This window comes from Lysobacter sp. F60174L2, assembly GCF_052547135.1.
On the sequence record NZ_JBQWRA010000001.1, the window covers coordinates 64,100 to 82,207 of the forward strand.

General features: G+C 69.5%; 13 protein-coding genes and 1 pseudogene. 11 read left to right on the forward strand and 3 right to left on the reverse strand.

The annotated features are described in order from the left end of the window. Window positions 1–109 precede the first annotated feature (109 nt). Window positions 110–1,483, reverse strand: coding sequence for an AMP-binding protein (locus ACT9AS_RS00290; RefSeq protein ID WP_445098120.1), 1,374 nt, complete (start codon window positions 1,481–1,483; stop codon window positions 110–112). Window positions 1,484–1,590: 107 nt separating this feature from the next. Between ACT9AS_RS00290 and ACT9AS_RS00295 the strand changes: the two genes are divergently transcribed. The 8 genes and pseudogenes from ACT9AS_RS00295 to ACT9AS_RS00330 all read left to right on the forward strand — a co-directional run bounded on the left by ACT9AS_RS00295 (window position 1,591) and on the right by ACT9AS_RS00330 (window position 10,521). Next, complete coding sequence (locus ACT9AS_RS00295; protein ID WP_445098121.1) at window positions 1,591–2,160, forward strand: 4'-phosphopantetheinyl transferase superfamily protein; 570 nt, start codon at window positions 1,591–1,593, stop codon at window positions 2,158–2,160. 8 nt (window positions 2,161–2,168) lie between these two features. After that, window positions 2,169–2,828 (forward strand): 16S rRNA (guanine(527)-N(7))-methyltransferase RsmG, encoded by a 660-nt coding sequence (gene rsmG, locus ACT9AS_RS00300; protein ID WP_445098122.1) that lies wholly within the window; start codon window positions 2,169–2,171, stop codon window positions 2,826–2,828. A 192-nt stretch (window positions 2,829–3,020) separates the two neighbouring features. Next, entirely contained in the window at window positions 3,021–3,833 is an 813-nt protein-coding gene (locus ACT9AS_RS00305) for an AAA family ATPase (RefSeq protein ID WP_445098123.1), read from the forward strand. After that, entirely contained in the window at window positions 3,830–4,789 is a 960-nt protein-coding gene (locus ACT9AS_RS00310) for a ParB/RepB/Spo0J family partition protein (RefSeq protein WP_445098124.1), read from the forward strand. The genes ACT9AS_RS00305 and ACT9AS_RS00310 overlap by 4 nt, the downstream gene beginning before the upstream one ends. A 279-nt stretch (window positions 4,790–5,068) precedes the next feature. Then, on the forward strand, window positions 5,069–6,298 hold the full coding sequence (locus ACT9AS_RS00315; protein WP_445098125.1) for a sulfatase-like hydrolase/transferase: 1,230 nt from the start codon (window positions 5,069–5,071) through the stop codon (window positions 6,296–6,298). 246 nt (window positions 6,299–6,544) lie between these two features. Then, entirely contained in the window at window positions 6,545–6,781 is a 237-nt protein-coding gene (rpmB, locus tag ACT9AS_RS00320; RefSeq protein ID WP_332616408.1) for a 50S ribosomal protein L28, read from the forward strand. Window positions 6,782–6,794: 13 nt separating this feature from the next. Beyond that, window positions 6,795–6,959, forward strand: a complete 165-nt coding sequence (gene rpmG / locus ACT9AS_RS00325) for a 50S ribosomal protein L33 (RefSeq protein WP_445098126.1) — start codon at window positions 6,795–6,797, stop codon at window positions 6,957–6,959. A gap of 114 nt (window positions 6,960–7,073) precedes the next feature. After that, a pseudogene (locus ACT9AS_RS00330) lies at window positions 7,074–10,521 on the forward strand (hybrid sensor histidine kinase/response regulator). A gap of 5 nt (window positions 10,522–10,526) precedes the next feature. Here ACT9AS_RS00330 and ACT9AS_RS00335 read toward each other — a convergent pair. Continuing rightward, on the reverse strand, window positions 10,527–11,195 hold the full coding sequence (locus tag ACT9AS_RS00335; RefSeq protein WP_445098127.1) for a response regulator: 669 nt from the start codon (window positions 11,193–11,195) through the stop codon (window positions 10,527–10,529). Between the two features lie 10 nt (window positions 11,196–11,205). Continuing rightward, a complete protein-coding gene (acs, locus tag ACT9AS_RS00340; protein ID WP_445098128.1) occupies window positions 11,206–13,158 on the reverse strand; it encodes an acetate--CoA ligase in 1,953 nt (650 codons plus the stop codon). Between the two features lie 242 nt (window positions 13,159–13,400). Here acs and ACT9AS_RS00345 point away from each other — a divergent pair, with 242 nt between their 5' ends. From ACT9AS_RS00345 to ACT9AS_RS00355, 3 genes are all read left to right on the forward strand, one after another. Beyond that, window positions 13,401–14,786, forward strand: coding sequence for a DcaP family trimeric outer membrane transporter (locus ACT9AS_RS00345; protein ID WP_445098129.1), 1,386 nt, complete (start codon window positions 13,401–13,403; stop codon window positions 14,784–14,786). A 46-nt stretch (window positions 14,787–14,832) separates the two neighbouring features. Then, window positions 14,833–16,500, forward strand: coding sequence for an MFS transporter (locus ACT9AS_RS00350; RefSeq protein ID WP_445098130.1), 1,668 nt, complete (start codon window positions 14,833–14,835; stop codon window positions 16,498–16,500). A gap of 144 nt (window positions 16,501–16,644) precedes the next feature. Continuing rightward, window positions 16,645–18,066, forward strand: coding sequence for an FAD/NAD(P)-binding protein (locus tag ACT9AS_RS00355; protein ID WP_445098131.1), 1,422 nt, complete (start codon window positions 16,645–16,647; stop codon window positions 18,064–18,066). Window positions 18,067–18,108 lie beyond the last annotated feature (42 nt).

Sequence of the window (18,108 nt, forward strand, 5' to 3'; positions counted from 1 at the left end):
ACCCCTGCGTGGGGGCGATTTGCAGTCTGTATAGGCCCGTGTGATGGGGGTGTCAGCAGCCCGTGTGTATTCTCCGGCCCCTTAAAGTCCGGACGCGGGCATGGCGGAATCAGCCGTCGAGCAGCGCGAGTACCGCGTGGCGTGGCAGTTTGCCGGTTTCGTTGCGGGGCAGCCGGTCGACGCAGCGCAGGCGCCGCGGCAGGAATACCGGGTCGACCTGTTTGCGCAGCGCAGCAAGGATCGTCTCCGCATCGAGTCCCGGGGCGACCGCGACCGCGGCGATCCGGCGCACGCCGGGACCGTCGCAGGCGTCCAGTTGCAGGACCACGCCATCGTCCACGCCAGGCACCGCCAGCAGCTTGCGGGTCAGGTCACCGAGCGAGGCGCGCTTGCCGGCGATCTCCAGCAGGTCGGCATTGCGTCCGCGCAACTCGAAACGCCCGTCGGCGGACACTTCCACCAGGTCGGCCAGAACAACCGGGGTGTCCAGATGCGCGGCATGCACCGCCGCGCCGTCGGGCTGCGGCACCACGCGCACGCCCGGCAACGGGGTCCAGGCGGTTTCGACCGCGGTGCGGCGGCGGGCGATGACGCAGGTTTCGGTCGAGCCGAAGACTTCGCGGACCTCGCAGCCGTAACGCGCCTCGGCGGCGGCGGCCAACTCCGCGGTCAGCGGCGCGGTGGCCGAGACGATGCCGGCCAGCGGCGGCAGCGCCACGCCCGATTGCACCAGCGCGCGCAGGTGCACCGGCGTGGTGACCAGCAGCGGCGGGCTGTTGGCCTCGCCTAGCGCCCGGGCAACGTCGTCGGGGAAGAACGGCCTGGCACCGTGCACCGCGACCGGCCCGAGCAGCGGCAGCAGCACCGACATCTCCATGCCGTACATGTGCTGCGGCGGCACGGTCGCGACGACGTGGGTGCTGCCGTCGCGGTCGAGCAGGTCGGCCAGCGCCGCGAGGTTCTGCACGGTGCTGGCCTGCAGCGAGCGCCAGTATTTGCGGTTGGCGCTGGGCTGGCCGGTGCTGCCGGAGGTGAAACCGATCGCGACCAGCGCGTCGCTGTCGATCGTCAATGCCTCGCCCGCCGCTTGCGGCAATTGCGACGGCAGGCAGTGGTAATGCGGCGGCTGTGGTACCAGCGGGTGGTCGCCGAGACAGTAACTGCCGGGGTGGCCGGCAAGGACCTCGTCGACCACGGCGGCGGCGCGGGAGGACGGCAGCAGCGTGACCTGGCCACGCACCGCGGCGGCGCAGAATGCCACGAGGAAACGGTAGCGGTCCTCGCACAGGTTGATGGCGCAGGGCGCATCCGGCAGGCTCGCGGCGACCGCACGGACCTCGCGCTGGAACCGCCCCAGGCTGATATCGCCGCGCGCGTCGAACGCGATCGCGCGGTCGGCGGCTCCGGTGGCGAGCGGCGACCGGCCGCCGACGAGGGTGGCCGCGGCATTCCGCGTGGCAGTGGTATCGATAACCGCAGACATAATGTGTTTCTTATCCGGCGGCCATGCCGCCCCCCTCCGATTAGCTTACGCTGGCGTGCCGGCCCGAGGCCAACACCACTTTGACGTCCCTGTCTGCACCGGTGGCAATGAACCCCCGCTGGACCTGGCTGCCGCGGGACCGGTCCGGTTCAGCGGCGGAGCCGCGGGTGCGCGACTGGCTCGGTGTCCAACTGGACTGCCCGGCCGCACGCCTGCCGATCACCCGCGACCCGCGCGGCCGGCCGCAACTGGGCCGGCCATTCAGCGACTGGGACTGCAACTGGAGCCACAGCGGCGATGGATTGCTGGTCGTCCTGGGCAGACGGCTCCGCGTCGGCGCCGACCTCGAGCGGCCCCGGCCGCGACCGCGCGCGCTCGAGCTGGCCCGCCGGTTCTTCCATGCCAGCGAAGCCGGCTGGCTGGCCGGGCACGGTGAGACCGAACGGGCGTTCCTGCGCCTGTGGTGCGCCAAGGAGGCGGTACTGAAGGCCCACGGCCACGGGCTGTCTTTCGGGCTGGACCGGGTGGTGTTTACCGATTCCGCCGATGGGCTGCGGCTGCAGGCCTGCGACCCGGCGCTGGGCGCACCGGCCGACTGGACCGTCCGCGAACTGGTCCCCGCGGCCGGCTACCTCGGCGCGCTGGCCTGGCGGCCACGCGGCGCGCCCGGGTCATAATTCCATCGATGAACGCCTCCGTCCTGCCCCCCGCCCTGCGCACCCGCCTCGAATCCGGCCTCGATGCGCTGGCGCTGGATCGCACCCTCGCCACGCCATTGCTCGACTACCTGGCGCTGCTGCTGCGCTGGAACCGGACCTACAACCTGACCGCGGTGCGCGACCCGCTGGAGATGGTCGACAAGCACCTGCTCGACTCGCTGGCGATGCATCCGCACGTGGATGCCATTGCCGCGGCCGGCGTCGCGCTGGCCGACCTCGGCACCGGCGCCGGCCTGCCCGGGATCCCGCTGGCGATCGCCAAGCCCGGCCTGCGCGTGACCCTGGTCGAGAGCAACGGCAAGAAGGCCCGTTTCATGCGCGAGGCGATACGCAAGCTCGGCCTGGTGGACGTACGGGTCGCCGAATCGCGGATCGAGGCGCTGGACGAGCCCGGCGCCTTCGATGCCATCACCGCGCGCGCGCTGGCCACGCTGCCACTGATCGTCGAACTCGGCGGCCACCTGCTGAAACCCGGGGGCAGCCTGCTGGCAATGAAAGGCGTGTACCCGACCGACGAGGTCGCCGCGCTGCCGGCCGGCTGGTCGGTCACCGGGTCGTATCCGCTGCGGGTCCCCGGCCTGGACGCCGAGCGGCACCTGGTGGTGGTCCGCCGCGACCCGCGATGATCACGCCCCGGGCGCCCGCGCGTACTTCGTGACCGATGTCACGCCGGAGCCCGCCCGTCGCCGCCTCCGGCCCCGGTTCGGCAAGCGTCGCCTGAGCCGGGCATAATCCTGTGTCCCGACGGCGTCCGGCGCCGTCGTGCGAACCATCGCCACACACCACCCAGTCACCACCAGCATCAGGGGACGAGCCGTATGGCCCGCATCATCGCCGTCGCCAACCAGAAGGGCGGGGTCGGCAAGACCACCACCGCGGTCAACCTCGCAGCGGCGCTCGCGCGTGCGCCGAAGAAGGTGTTGCTGGTCGACCTGGACCCGCAGGGCAACGCGACCATGGGCAGCGGCTTCAACAAGCGCGAGCTGGAGACGTCGGTCTGCGAAGTGCTGCTCGGCGAAGCCGATGCCGGCGCCGCGATCGTACGCGCGCCGGAAGACTTCGACCTGCTGCCCGGCAACATCGACCTGACCGCCGCCGAGATCCGCCTGATGGGCGTGGACGGCCGCGAGCAGCAGCTCAAGCGGGTATTGCAGCCGGTCGCCGACGATTACGACTTCATCCTCATCGATTGCCCGCCGGCACTCTCGCTGCTGACCCTCAACGCGCTGACCGCGGCCGATTCGATCATCGTGCCGATGCAGTGCGAGTACTACGCGCTGGAGGGCATCAGCGCGTTGCTCGACACCATCGAGGCGCTGAAGGCCAACCTCAATCCGCGGCTGGAAATCGAAGGCGTGCTGCGCACGATGTTCGATGTCCGCAACAACCTCGCCAACGCGGTGTCGGCCGAGTTGACCAACCATTTCGGCGAGCAGGTGTTCCGCACCATCGTCCCGCGCAACGTGCGCCTGGCCGAGGCGCCCAGCCATGGCCAGAGCATCGTCGGCTACGACCGCGGTTCGCGCGGCGGCATCGCCTACCTCGGGCTCGCCGGTGAAGTGCTGCGGCGCCAGCGCGAGCGCGACAAGGCCGGGCACGCCGCGCCCCAGGCACAGGAGATCCACGCATGAGCGTTGCCAGCGACGACGCCCCGAAGGCCACCGGCAAAAACGCGTCGGCGGCGAAGAAGCGCGGCCTGGGTCGCGGCCTCGAGGCCCTGCTGGGGCCGAAGGCGGCGGCCGAGGCGCCCTCGCTGGAAGCCAACGGCAACGACACCCTGCGCAACCTGCCGATCGACGCCCTGACCGCCGGCAAGTACCAGCCGCGCAAGCACTGGGACGAGGACAAGCTGGAAGAGCTGGCCGAGTCGATCAAGGCCCAGGGCGTGATCCAGCCGATCGTGGTGCGCGAGGTCGACCGCGACGGCCGTGGCAGCCGGACCTACGAAATCATCGCCGGCGAGCGCCGCTGGCGTGCCAGCCAGCTGGCCGGCCTGACCGAGATCCCGGTGGTGGTGCGCGAGGTCGACGACCGCACCGTGGTCGCGATGTCGCTGATCGAGAACATCCAGCGCGAGGACCTCAACCCGCTGGAGGAGGCGCAGGCGTTGCAGCGCCTGATCGACGAGTTCGACCTGACCCACGCGCAGGCCGCCGAGGCGGTCGGGCGTTCCCGGGCCGCGGTGTCGAACCTGCTGCGCCTGCTGGAACTGCCGCCCGCCATCCGCGCGCTGGTCGAGGCCCGCCGACTGGAGATGGGCCATGCGCGCGCGCTGCTGACGCTGTCACCGGAGCTGGCCAGCAAGCTCGCCGCCGACGCCGCCGAACACGGCTGGTCGGTCCGCGAGGTCGAACACCGCGCCCAGCAGTTCGCCCTCGGCCGGGTGCCCGAAGGCAAGCGGGCGCGGCCCGGCAAGGCCAAGCCGCAGGCCGACATCGTCAGCCTCGAACGCGAGCTGTCGGAGTCGCTCAACACCAAGGTCAACGTGCTGCACGGTCGCGCCGGCAAGGGCCGGCTGGTGATCCATTACAGCGACCTGGACTCGCTCGAGGGCGTGCTGGAAAAGCTGCGCGGGCAACCGGAATAACACCCGCGCCGGGGGTCGATCGGCTGGTACGATGCGCCGCCACCCGCATGCGGGCAGCCAGGAAGGAACAGCGGTGGCAATCAACGGAACCTTGATGGACCGGGCTGGAATGGCGGGTGCCCGCAGCAGCTGGATCCTGCTCGCGTTCCTGGTGCTACCCAACCTGCTGTTCGCGATCCTGGGCCGCCTCTGGTTCATCGACCGCGCTGGATCAACCTGGACTACCTGCTCGTCGGCGCGGCGAGCGCCTGGCTCGGGAACCGGGTCACGGCGTTGGCCGTGTTCGTGCTGATCTGCGCCGACCTGATGTTCGCCTTTGCCCCGGGTTACCACCTCAGCGTCGCCAGCGTGCTCGGCTCGACCACCGAAATGCTGTCGATCGATCCCGCCTATGTCCTGACCCAGGCGACGATCATGCTGGGAGCCGCGGGCGCATGTACCTGGCTGGTGTCGTGGTCACGGTCACGGACGCGCGCCACCGGCGCGGTCGTCGCGGCGCTCTGCATGGGCCTGGCCCTGCTGTTCGTCATGGCCGACGCGCGCCTCTCGGGACGCCGGCTGGATGTTTCGGGTAGGTCGCTGGCGGTTCCGAATATCGCCGCGTCCACGGCGAACCATTTGCGCGTCGCGCTTGCAACCCGGGGCGGCGCCAACGGCAGCCAGGCGCATGAACCGATGGATGGGGCCAGTGCCGGGCTGCGCGAGCGGCTCGACCACGCCGCACCGATATCACGCAACGTGATCCTGGTGGTGGTGGAGTCTCTCGGGGCCTTCACCGATCCCGATCTCGACGCGCTGCAGTTGCGGGCACTCGATCGGCTCGCCGGCGATTCCCGCTTCGTCGTGCGCTCGTCCGGGCACGTCCGGTTCGAGGGCTCGACGGTGCCCGGTGAACTGCGCGAGCTCTGCGGAATCCGGATGCTCACCGTGCACCCGGATCCGGGCGCACTGCCGATAGCGGACTGCCTGCCCTCGCGCATGCACGGGGCTGGTTACCGGACGCTCGCGGCCCACGGATTCATGGGTACCTTCTTCAGCCGCAACCGGTGGTATCCGGCCCTGGGCTTCGACGACACCTGGTTCGCCGCCGACTTCAACCGGCAGCTGGACTCGCCCAACCGGTGCGGCGTTGCCTTCCACGGGATCTGCGACCGGGCGGCGTGGCAGGCACTGGTCGACCATCTCCGTGCACGTCAGGACCGGCGCAACTTCGTCTACTGGCTGACCATCTCGACCCACCTGCCGATAGCAAGCCCGGGTGAGGGCGTCGACCAGACGATCTGCGCGGCCCACCCTGTAACCCGGGCGAACGCCAGCGCGTGCCACCTGGTTGCCTGGCACAACGCGATGTTCTCCAGCATCGTCGACAGCCTGCAGGCCGGAATGCCAGACGACACCACCATCATCCTGGTCGGCGACCACGCCCCGCCCTTCCTCGATACCCGGACCCGGCAGCTGTTCGACCCCCGGCGGGTTCCCTATGCCGTGATCGCGCCGGCACAGCAATAAGCCGGGCTTGTCCGCACACGGAGTTTGCGTGATAATGCGCGGCTCGCTGTGTCCAGCCGACCCCAAGGGGCAGGCGGGGCGGCCCCGGAAGCGCAGTTCCGGCCCGCCTGGTTCCAGCACCGTCGCCCGGCCACCCGGGCCGGCGTACCGATACCCGAATTGCGCGCCATCCACGATTTGCCGTGGACCCGGCGGGGCCGCCGCCTCCCTGGCCAAGGGAAGCACCAACTACCTTTCGAGGTGCACATGTCCCGTGTATGCCAAGTAACCGGCAAGCGAACGACGACCGGCAACAACGTCTCGCACGCCATGAACAAGACCCGCCGCCGCTTCATGCCCAACCTGCACGAGCGCAAGTTCTGGGTCGCCAGCGAGAACCGCTGGATCAAGCTGCGTGTTTCCGCCAACGCCATGCGCACCATCGACAAGAACGGGATCGATTCCGTTCTGGCCGACCTCCGCGCACGCGGCGAAAAGATCTGAGGAGGACTGAACCATGGCAGGCAAGCGTGACAAGATCCGCCTGATCTCTTCGGCCGGCACCGGCCACTTCTACACCACCGATAAGAACAAGAAGAACACGCCGAACAAGATGGAGATCAAGAAGTACGATCCCGTCGTTCGCAAGCACGTGATCTACAAGGAAGGCAAGATCAAGTAAGCCTTCCGGCTTGTTCGAGTCAACGAAGAACCCGCCCCTCCGGCGGGTTTTTTGTTGCCGTGGGCCGGCTGCGTGCCCGTACACTCGGGTCGGCACACGGGGAGGCGCGCACAGGTGATTCCGGGCTGGATACTGCTGCTGGTGTCGGTCGGCTACGTCGGCATGCTGTTCCTGGTCGCGCACTACGGCGACCGGCGCGAGGCGATGCCGAAGCATCGCTGGCTGCGACCGGCGGTGTATTCGCTGGCGCTGGCGGTGTACTGCTCGTCGTGGACGTTCTACGGCGCGGTCGGCACCGCGGCGCGCACCGGGCTGGGGTTTTTGCCGATCTACCTCGGGCCGCTGCTGCTGTTGCTGTTCGGCTGGCGGCTGCTGGAGCGGCTGGTGCTGGTGTCCGACGAGCAGCGCATCACCTCGATCGCCGATTTCCTGTCCTCGCGCTACGGTCGCGCGCCGGGGCTGGCAGCGCTGGTCGCGCTGCTGGCGCTGATTGCCGCCATTCCGTACGTCGCACTGCAGTTCAAGGCGGTCGCCGACAGCATCCAGGTGCTCGCCGGGGCGCCGGCCAATGCCAGCCTGCTGGCCGACCCGGCGCTGTACACCGCGTTGCTGCTGGCGGTGTTCTCGATCCTGTTCGGCACCCGCCGGATCGACGCCACCGAGCACCACCACGGCATGGTGCTGGCGGTCGCGCTGGAGTCGCTGGTCAAGCTGGTCGCGTTCGTCGCGATCGGCGTCTTCGCGCTGATGCACCTGCCGGGCGTCGGCGGGGTCGCCGAGCGCATCGTGCAGGCCGCCGACGAGGTCACCCGGCCGGGCCTGCCGGTCGGCTTCGTCGCCCAGACCCTGCTCGCGTTCACCGCGCTGGTCTGCCTGCCGCGACAGTTCCACGTCGCGGTGGTGGAGTGCCAGAACGTCGGCGACCTGCGCGTGGCGCGCTGGTTCTTCGGCGGCTACCTGGTGCTGATCAGCCTGATGGTGGTGCCGATCACGCTGGCCGGCCAGGCGGTGCTGGGCGGCACCGGGGTATCGCCGGACACCTACGTGCTGGCGCTTCCGCTGGCGCTCGACCAGGGCACGCTGGCGCTGATCGTCTACATCGGCGGTTTCTCGGCGGCGACCGGCATGGTGATCGTGACCAGCGTGGCGCTGGCGACGATGGTCAGCAACGATCTGATCATGCCGGTGCTGCTGCGCACCGGGGCGCTGCGGCAGACCGAGCCGGGCATCGACCGGCAGGTACTGTGGGTGCGCCGGGCGACGATCCTCGGACTGGCGCTGATGGCCTATGCCTACGCGCGCGGGTCGGTCGGCGGCAGCCTGGCCGACCACGGCCTGCTGGCGTTCGCCGCGGTCGCGCAGTTCGCGCCGGCGTTGATCGGCGGGCTGTACTGGCGGGGCGCAAGCCGCGCCGGGGCGCTCGCCGGGCTCGGCGCCGGCGCGCTGGTGTGGGCCTACACGCTGCTGCTGCCGACGCTGGCCAACGCGGGCTGGTTCGACACCGGCTGGATCGAACGCGGGCTGCTTGGCGCGTCGTGGTTGCGGCCGCGGCAACTGTTCGGGCTGGTCGGCTGGGACCCGCTGACCCACGGCGTGTTCTGGTCGCTGCTGTTCAACGTCGGCGCCTTCGTCTATGTCTCGGCGCGACAGCGGCCGCGCCTGCACGACCAGTTGCGCGCCGCGCCGTTCCTCGATCCCTATGCGAAGCGACCGCCCCTCGGTCCCGGCGGCTGGGCCGGCAGCGTGCGCGGCGGCGAGCTGCTGGCACTGGCCGAGCGCATCGTCGGCGAGCGCCATGCCCGTCGCGCCTTCGAGGACTATGCGCGCCAGCAGGGCCACGCTTGGCAGCCCGAACAGCCGGCCGACCGCGCGCTCGCCCAGTTCACCGAACGCCTGCTGTCGGCCGCGATCGGCGCGGCGTCCGCACGCCTGACCCTGACCACCGCGCTGCGCGGATCCGGCATGGAGCTGGGCGAGGTGGTTGCGTTACTCGACGAGGCCAACCAGGAGTTGCGCTTCAACCGGCAGGTGCTGGCGACCACGCTGGAGAACATCAGCCAGGGCGTCAGCGTGGTCGATGCCGGGATGCGGCTGGTGGCGTGGAACCGCCGCTACCAGGAACTGTTCGAGTACCCCGACGGCATGCTCTACGTCGGCCGCCCGGTCGCCGACCTGCTGCGTTGGAACGCCGAGCGCGGCGAGATGGGCGACGGTGACATCGAGGCCCAGGTGCAGCGCCGGATCGACCACCTCGGCGCCGGCGCACCGCACGTGTTCGAACGCGTTCGCTCCAGCGGCCAGGTGATCGAGATGCGCGGCCGACCGCTCGACGGCGGCGGCTACGTCACCAGCTACAGCGACATCACCGAGTACAAGCGCGCCGAGCAGGCGTTGCGCGAATCCAACGAGACCCTGGAACAGCGCGTCGAGCAGCGCACCCGCGAAGCCGAAGAAGCGCAGCAGTCCAAGACCCGCTTCCTCGCCGCGGTCAGCCACGACCTGTTGCAGCCTCTCAACGCCGCGCGACTGTTCACCTCGGCCCTGCGCGAAAGCGACGAGCCCGGCGAACAGACGCGGCTGGCCGAGCGCGTCGACACCTCGCTGCGCACCGCCGAGGACCTGCTCGACGGCCTGCTCGACGTGTCCCGGCTCGATGCCGGCGCGCTGCGACCGGAGGTCGTCGACTTCGACGTCAATCCGCTGCTGCGCGAACTCGCCGCGCAGCACGCGCCGATCGCCGCCAGCCGCGGCCTGCAACTGCGCGTGCGCACGCCCGCGGCGCCGCTGGTGGTGCGCAGCGACCGCCGGCTGCTGCGTCGCGCGCTGCAGAACTTCCTCGCCAACGCGCTGCGCTACACCCGCGACGGCGGCGCCCTGATCGCCGCGCGTGCGCGAGGGGGCGGTCGAGTTGCAGGTATGGGATACCGGCCCGGGCATTCCGCCGCACCACCTCGGCCAGATCTTCGACGAGTTCCGCCGCTTCGAGCATCCCGGCCGCGGCGAGCGCGGACTCGGGCTCGGGCTGTCGATCTGCCAGCGCATCGCCCGCACGCTGGACCACCCGCTGGGCGTGCGCTCACGGGTCGGCGTCGGCAGCGTGTTCGCGATCACCGTGCCGTTCGGGCGTGCGCGGTTCCCGGAACTCGCCGGGTCCGACACGCCGCCGGAGCCGCGCTTCGCCGACTCGCTCGCCGGCCTGCGGGTGCTGTGCATCGACAACGACCGGGAGATCCTCGACGGCATGCGCGCCCTGCTGACGCGCTGGAACGTGGCGACCCTGCTCGCCGCCACCACCGACGAGGCGATCGCGCTGCTCGATGCGCTGGCGCCCGGCGACACGCCCGACGTCGCCCTGGTCGACTACCACCTGCACGACCGCCTCGACGGCCTCGGCATCATCGACCTGCTGCGCGAACGATTGGGCACCGAACTGCCAGCCGTATTGCTGACCGGCGACGGCAGCGACGCGCTCAAGCACGCCGCGCGCGCGCACCGCTGCCGGGTGCTGACCAAGCCGGTCAAGCCGGCGTCGTTGCGGGCGTTCCTCGCGGCGCAGCGCTAGCCGCGTTACTCCACTTCTTCCGGCGGCAAGGTGATGTTGCCCGGGTCGAGTGCGAGCCGCCCGGCGATCAGCACCGCCTGGGTCCGGTTGCCGGCGCCGAGCTTGCGCAGGATCGCGGTCACATGCGCCTTGACGGTTGCCTCGGAAACATTGAGTTCGTAGCCGATCTGCTTGTTGAGCAGGCCGGCGCCGAGCATCTGCAGCACGCGGAACTGCTGCGGGGTGAGGTCGCGCAGGCGGCGCGCCGCGTCGTGTTCCTCGGGCTGCGCGGCGGGTGCGTTGAACGCGGCGGCCGGCGCCCAGTGATCGCCGTCGAGGACGCTGCCGATCGCCTCACCGAGCGTCGCGGCATCGGCCGACTTGGGGATGAAGCCGACCGCGCCGTGGTCCAGCGCGCGGCGCATCACCACCGGTTCCTCGCGCGCCGACACCACCACGACCGGCAGCTGCGGATGCAGCGCACGCAGGTGAACCAGCGAGCTGAAGCCCTGCGCGCCGGGCATGTTGAGGTCGAGCAACAGCAGGTCCGCGTCGGGCTCGGCCTCGACCAGTGAGTACAGCGCGTCGACGCTGTCGGCCTCGTGCAATTGCGCGCCCGGCATGACCCGCGCGACCACGCCGCGCAGGGCTTCGCGGAACAGCGGGTGGTCGTCGGCAATCAGTAGCGTCGGCATGCGGGGCGCGTCAGGGCACGCGGCGCTCCTGCACCAGCGAGTCGACCACCGACGGATCGGCCAAGGTGCTGGTATCACCGAGCTGGTCGGGCGCGTTCTCGGCGATCTTGCGCAGGATCCGACGCATGATCTTGCCCGAGCGCGTCTTCGGCAGGCCCGGCGCCCATTGCAGGTGGTCGGGCGCGGCGATCGGGCCGATCTCGGCGCGCACGTGCTTGACCAGTTCGGCGCGCAGCTCGTCGCTGGGCTGCTCGCCGGCGATCAGCGTGACGTAGGCGTAGATGCCCTGGCCCTTGATGTCGTGCGGGAAGCCGACCACCGCCGCCTCGGCGACCTTGTCGTGCGAGACCAGCGCGCTCTCGACCTCGGCGGTGCCGATGCGGTGGCCGGACACGTTGATCACGTCATCGACCCGGCCGGTGATCCAGTAATAGCCGTCGGCGTCGCGGCGGCAGCCGTCGCCGGTGAAGTAGGTGCCCGGGTAGGTCTTGAAGTAGGTGTCGATGAAGCGCTGATGGTCACCGTAGACCGTGCGCATCTGGCCGGGCCAGGAGTCGAGGATCACCAGGTTGCCCTCGCCCTCGCCTTCGATCGGGGTGCCGTTGGTGTCGACGATCGCCGGCCGGACGCCGAAGAACGGCCGCGTCGCCGAACCGGGCTTGAGGTCGATCGCACCGGGCAGGGCGGAGATCAGGATGCCGCCGTTCTCGGTCTGCCACCAGGTGTCGACGATCGGGCAGCGGCTGTCGCCGACCACCTCGTAGTACCAGCGCCACGCCTCCGGGTTGATCGGCTCGCCGACTGTGCCGAGCAGCCGCAGCGACTTGCGCGAGGTCGCCTTGACCGGCGCCTCGCCCTCGCGCATCAGCGCGCGGATCGCGGTCGGCGCGGTGTAGAAGATCGTGACCTGGTGCTTGTCGATGACCTGCCAGAAACGCGACGCATCGGGAAACGTCGGCACGCCCTCGAACACCAGCGCGGTGGCGCCGTTGGCCAGCGGCCCGTAGACGATGTAGCTGTGACCGGTGACCCAGCCGACGTCGGCGGTGCACCAGTAGACATCGTCCTCTTTCAGGTCGAACACCGCCTCGTGGGTGTAACTGACGTAGACCAGGTAGCCGCCGGTGGTGTGCAGCACGCCCTTCGGCTTGCCGGTACTGCCGGAGGTGTAGAGGATGAACAGCGGGTCCTCGGCGTTCATGCGCTCGGGCTCGCACTCGACCGGCTGGTCGTCGACCACCGCGTCGTACCAGCGGTCGCGCGGCATCTGCATGTCGACCGCGGCGCGGGTGTGGCGCACCACCAGCACGGTCTCGACGCTGTTGGTGCCGGGCAGTTTCAGCGCGGCGTCGACGTTGGCCTTGAGCGCGACCTTCCTGCCGGCGCGCAGCCCCTCGTCGGCGGTGATGATCAGCTTGCTGCCGCTGTCGGCGACGCGGTCGGCGATCGAGTTGGCCGCGAACCCGCCGAACACCACCATGTGGACCGCGCCGATACGCGCGCAGGCGAGCATCGCGATCGCCGCCTCGGGGATCATCGGCAGGTAGATGGTGACCCGGTCGCCCTTGCCGACGCCGAGCGCGCGCAGGGCGTTGGCGAGCTTGCAGACGCGCTCGTGCAGCTGGCGGTAGCTGATGCGCTCGGCCGGGGTGTCCGGGCTGTCGGGTTCGAACACCAGCGCGGTCTTGTCGCCACGGGTCGCCAGGTGGCGGTCGAGGCAGTTGACGCTGGCGTTGAGCTCGCCGTCGGCGTACCAGCGGATGCGGAAGTCCTCCAGGTCGAAGCTGGTGTCCTTGATTTGCGTCGGCGCCTTCATCCAGTCCAGCCGCTCGGCGACCTTGCCCCAGAACGCGTCCGGCTGCTCCAGCGACTGCGCGTACAGGCGCTGGTAGTCGTCGCGGGTGGTCCGCGTGTCGGCGGCGAACTCCGGCTTGACCGGATACACGGTGGCGGGTTGGTTCATGGCGCACTCCGATGGCATTGGCAGGTCACCGGCCACTCGACGACGGCCGGGTCATCCAGTGTGCAACATCCGGCGCCGGCCGCCGTGACCGCGCGTCTTAGACCTTGGTCGAACATCGCGGCGAAAACCGGCCCCTCTACGACCAATGGCGAATGGTTGTGCAGTGCGATGCCGCTGCAGGCTCCAGCGGACCGTGCGTCCGACACGGCCAACCATGGGAGGGGAACGTGTCCAACCGCCACATGTCCAGCCACCACGTATCCGATCGAAGCCGGCCGCGCGCCGCCGCGGTCCGCAGGCGACCGCTCGCCGCGGCGCTGGTGATCGCATTGATGCTGCCCGGCCTCACCTTCGCCCAGACCGCCAAGGAGGCCGAACTCGAGGCCCGGGTGGCGGAACTGGAGAAGATGGTCCGGCAGTTGGTGTCGCAACAGCAGTCGTCCGCAATCACCACCGCGCCCTCACCGGCCAGCGCACCCGCGCCCGCCGCCGCCGATGGCAAGGCGATCCAGGCGACCACCATCACCCCATCGGCCGCGCCTGGCACCGCCTTCAGCTTCGGCGGCTTCATCAAGCTCGACGCGATGGCCACCGACACCAGCGACGGCCGCATCGCCGACGGCTCGGCCGGCCGGCTGTTCTATGTCCCCAGCACGATCCCGGTCGGCGACGACGGCGCCGAGGGCGGCGACGCCTACACCGACATGCACGCGCAGTTCTCGCGCTTCTGGCTCGCCGCCGACCACGTCACCGACGGCGGCGACAAGGTCAAGGCCTACATCGAGGCCGACATGTATGGCGGCGGCAGCAACGCGCTGCTCGGCAACGAGACCTCGACGAATACCTATGGCGTCTCGCTGCGCCACGCCTACGTGAGCTGGAACCACTGGCTGGCCGGCCAGACCTGGTCGAACTTCCAGGACACCGCCGCGCTGCCGGACTCGGTCGACTTCGTCGGCCCGACCGACGGCGTGGTGTTCGTGCGCCAGGCCCAGTTGCGCTACACCAATGGCCCGTGGTCGTTCTCGCTGGAGAACCCGCAGACCACCGTCACCCCGTACCTGTCCGGCGGCCCGCGCTTCAACAGCGGCGACAACATCGCCCCCGACGCCACAGCGCGCTGGATCACCAAGGGCGATTGGGGCCACTTCACCGTCGCCGGCCTGCTGCGCCAGTTCAAGGCGGGCGAGGAGACCGCGACCGGCGGCGCACTCAGTGCGTCGGGCAAGTTCAACCTCGGTGCGAACGACGACATCCGTTACGCGATCAACGGTGGCAGCGGGATTGGACGCTACCTCGCGTTCGGCATGGGCACCGATGTGGTGCAGGACGTCGACGGCGACCTCGAGGCACTGGACGGCTACGGCGGCTACGTCGCCTGGCGCCATGTGCTCAGTCCGAAGCTGCGCGGCAACCTGATGTATTCGGCCGCGCACTTCGACAACGACGTCGGCCTGATGGGCCAGGGCGTGACCGAGCGGGCGCATTCGCTGCGCGCCAACCTCATCTACTCGCCGTTCTCCAAACTCGACATCGGCGCGGAACTGAGCTTCGGCCAGCGCTTCCTCGAGGACGACCGCGAGGGCGACCTGAGCCGCCTGCACACCACCGTCAAATACAGCTTCTGAAAACCCGGCTTCTGAAAACCAGCTTCCAGCGAAGGGGAACCACCTCATGTCCAGTGTCAGCGCAACCGCAGGGCCGGCCACGCCCGGCACCCTCACCCAGAGCCACAAGAAGGTCATCTTCGCGTCGAGCCTGGGCACCGTGTTCGAGTGGTACGACTTCTACCTGTACGGCTCGCTGGCGGCGATCATCGCCGCGCAGTTCTTCAGCGGCGTCAACGAGACCACCGGCTTCATCTTCGCCCTGCTGGCGTTCGCCGCCGGCTTCGCGGTGCGGCCGTTCGGCGCCATTGTCTTCGGCCGCATCGGCGACATGATCGGGCGCAAGTACACGTTCCTGGTCACGATCGTGATCATGGGCCTGTCGACCTTCCTGGTCGGCGTGCTGCCCAGTTACGCCAGCATCGGCATCGCCGCGCCGATCATCCTGATCGTGTTGCGGATGCTGCAGGGCCTGGCACTCGGCGGCGAGTACGGCGGCGCGGCGACCTATGTCGCCGAGCACGCACCCAACGGCAAGCGCGGGCTTTACACCAGCTTCATCCAGACCACCGCGACGGTCGGCCTGCTGCTGTCGCTGGTGGTGATCCTCGGCGTGCGCGAGGTGCTCGGCACCGAGGCGTTCAACGACTGGGGCTGGCGCCTGCCGTTCCTGCTGTCGATCGTGCTGCTGGGCGTGTCGGTGTGGATCCGCATGCAGCTGAGCGAGTCGCCGCTGTTCCAGCAGATGAAGGCCGAGGGCAAAACCTCCAAGGCGCCGATCACCGAGAGCTTCTTCTCCAAGAACGGCCGCATCGTGCTGCTCGCGCTGCTCGGCGCCACCGCGGGCCAGGCGGTGGTCTGGTACACGGGCCAGTTCTACGCGATGTACTTCCTCACCCAGTCGCTGAAGGTCGACCCCACCACGACCTGGCTGCTGATCGGTGGCGCACTGGTGATCGGCACGCCGTTCTTCGTGTTCTTCGGCTGGCTCAGCGACCGCATCGGCCGCAAGAAGATCATCATGGCCGGCTGCCTGGTCGCCGCGCTGACCTACATCCCGCTGTTCCAGGCGCTGACCCACTACGCCAACCCGGCCGTCGAGGAAGCCAGCGCCAGCTACCCGGCGGTGGTGATCGCCGACCCGGACACCTGCAACTTCCAGTTCGATCCGGTCGGCAAGAAGCAGTTCACCAGTTCCTGCGACATCGCCACCGCGGCGCTGGCCAAGGCGGGCGTGCCGTATGACGTGCAGGACGCGCCGGCCGGCACCGTCGCCACGGTGATGATCGGCGACACCGAGATCTCCAGCTACGAGGCCACCGGCTTGGCGAAGGAGGCCGCGGCGACCGAGGCGGCCACGTTCAACGCCGCGCTGAAGCCGACCCTCGCCACCGCCGGCTATCCCGAGAAGGCCGACCCGGCGCGGATCAACAAGCCGATGGTGCTGGCGATCCTGGCGCTGCTGGTGGTCTACGTGACGATGGTCTACGGGCCGATCGCTGCGTGGCTGGTCGAGCTGTTCCCGACCCGGATCCGCTACACCTCGATGTCGCTGCCGTACCACATCGGTAACGGCTGGTTCGGCGGCTTCCTGCCGACCATTTCGTTCGCGCTGGTCGCGGCCACCGGCAACATCTACTACGGCCTGTGGTACCCGATCGTGATCGCGCTGATGACCTTCGTGATCGGCTCGCTGTTCCTGCGCGAGACCTACAAGGCCGACATCACCCAGTAACGCAACAACCCACGTCGATGCAGCAGGGACAACGCCGGCGATGTGCCGGCGTTGTCCTTTGCGCGCGTCTTAACTTCCACCTAACCGGAGTGCCAGACGGGTCAACTACCATCCGGCGCGTCGCCCCCGTGCCCCGTCGAACCGATGGGCGAAGGAGAACCGTTGCGCCCATCCTCCGGAACCACTGCATCCGACCCGTTCGATGTCGCGATCATCGGCGGTGGCGCGGCCGGTGTGCTCACGGCAATCCACCTGCTGCGCGCCAGCGGCGGCCGCACCCGCCTGTGCATCATCGAGCCGCGTGCGCTGCCCGGTGAAGGCGCGGCCTATTCCACCCGCGACCCGGCGCACCTGCTCAACGTAACGGCCGGCGGAATGAGCGCGTTCGGTGACGATCCGGCGCACTTCGTCCGCTACCTGCGGTTGTCGGCCATCACGCCGATGGACGATGCTGATGTCACCCGCAGCTACGTACCGCGACTGGAATACGGCGGCTACCTGCGCGCCACGCTTGGCGAGTTCGCGCCGCCCGAATCTGTGCATGTGCGCGACGAAGCAGTCGATGTGGCCAGCTCCGGGCCGTATTCCATCCGGCTCGCATCGGGGCGTTCGTTGCACGCCAGCGCCGTCATCCTCGCAACCGGCAACCTCCCCCGATCAGTGGCGGCGACACGCTCCTGCGCGAACGCGGCGGCGATCGACAACGCCTGGGACTACAGGGCGATCGCGGCAATCCCGCCCGATGCCGACATCTGCATCATCGGTGCCGGCCTGAGCATGGCCGACGTCGTAATCAGCTTGGCCGGTCGCAGGCTCCCCCACCGCGGCCGGATCGCCGTACTGTCGCGCCACGGCCTGATGCCGCTGACGCACACGGCAGGTCGCGGCCCGTCCGCAGGAATCGACGAACTGCTGGCGCTCGGCGTGCGCGAACGGTTGCATGCCATCCGCGCTCGTGCGCATTCCGACATGCGCGAGGGCAAGCCATGGCAGTGGACGATGGATGGTCTGCGGCCGCACGGCCAGCGGTTGTGGCGGAGCCTGGACGATGCAGAGCGGCGTCGCTTCCTGCGGCACCTGCAATGCTATTGGGATATCCATCGCCACCGCATCGCGCCCTGGGTCGCCACCCGGATCGATGCGATACGCGCCTCGGGGCAACTGACGGTGCACGCGGGCCGGGTCGAATCGATCGACAGTGATCCCCGGGATTTCGACGTGACGTGGCGACCACGGGGTACCGCCACGACGCAGCACCTTCACGTGCAGCGGGTGATCGCGTGCGCGGGTATCGAAACCCGGCTGCAGTACATGCGCAGTCCGTTGATGACAGCCTTGGCCGCGCGCGGTGCGGTTGCGCCGGACCCGCATGGGCTGGGCCTGGTCGTGGACGATTCCGGCGCGCTGGTGGCCGTGGATGGCACCGCGCAGCCACGCCTGCTGAGCATCGGCAGCGCACGCATAGGCCACGACTGGGAGGCAACGGCCATTCCGGAGTTGCGGGCGCACGCGGCGGCGATCAGCGAACGGCTGGCCGGGATGGAACTTGGAACCGGCAGTCGCTGAGCGCGTACCGTGGTCGACGGCAGCATGCCGGCGGCTCCACGT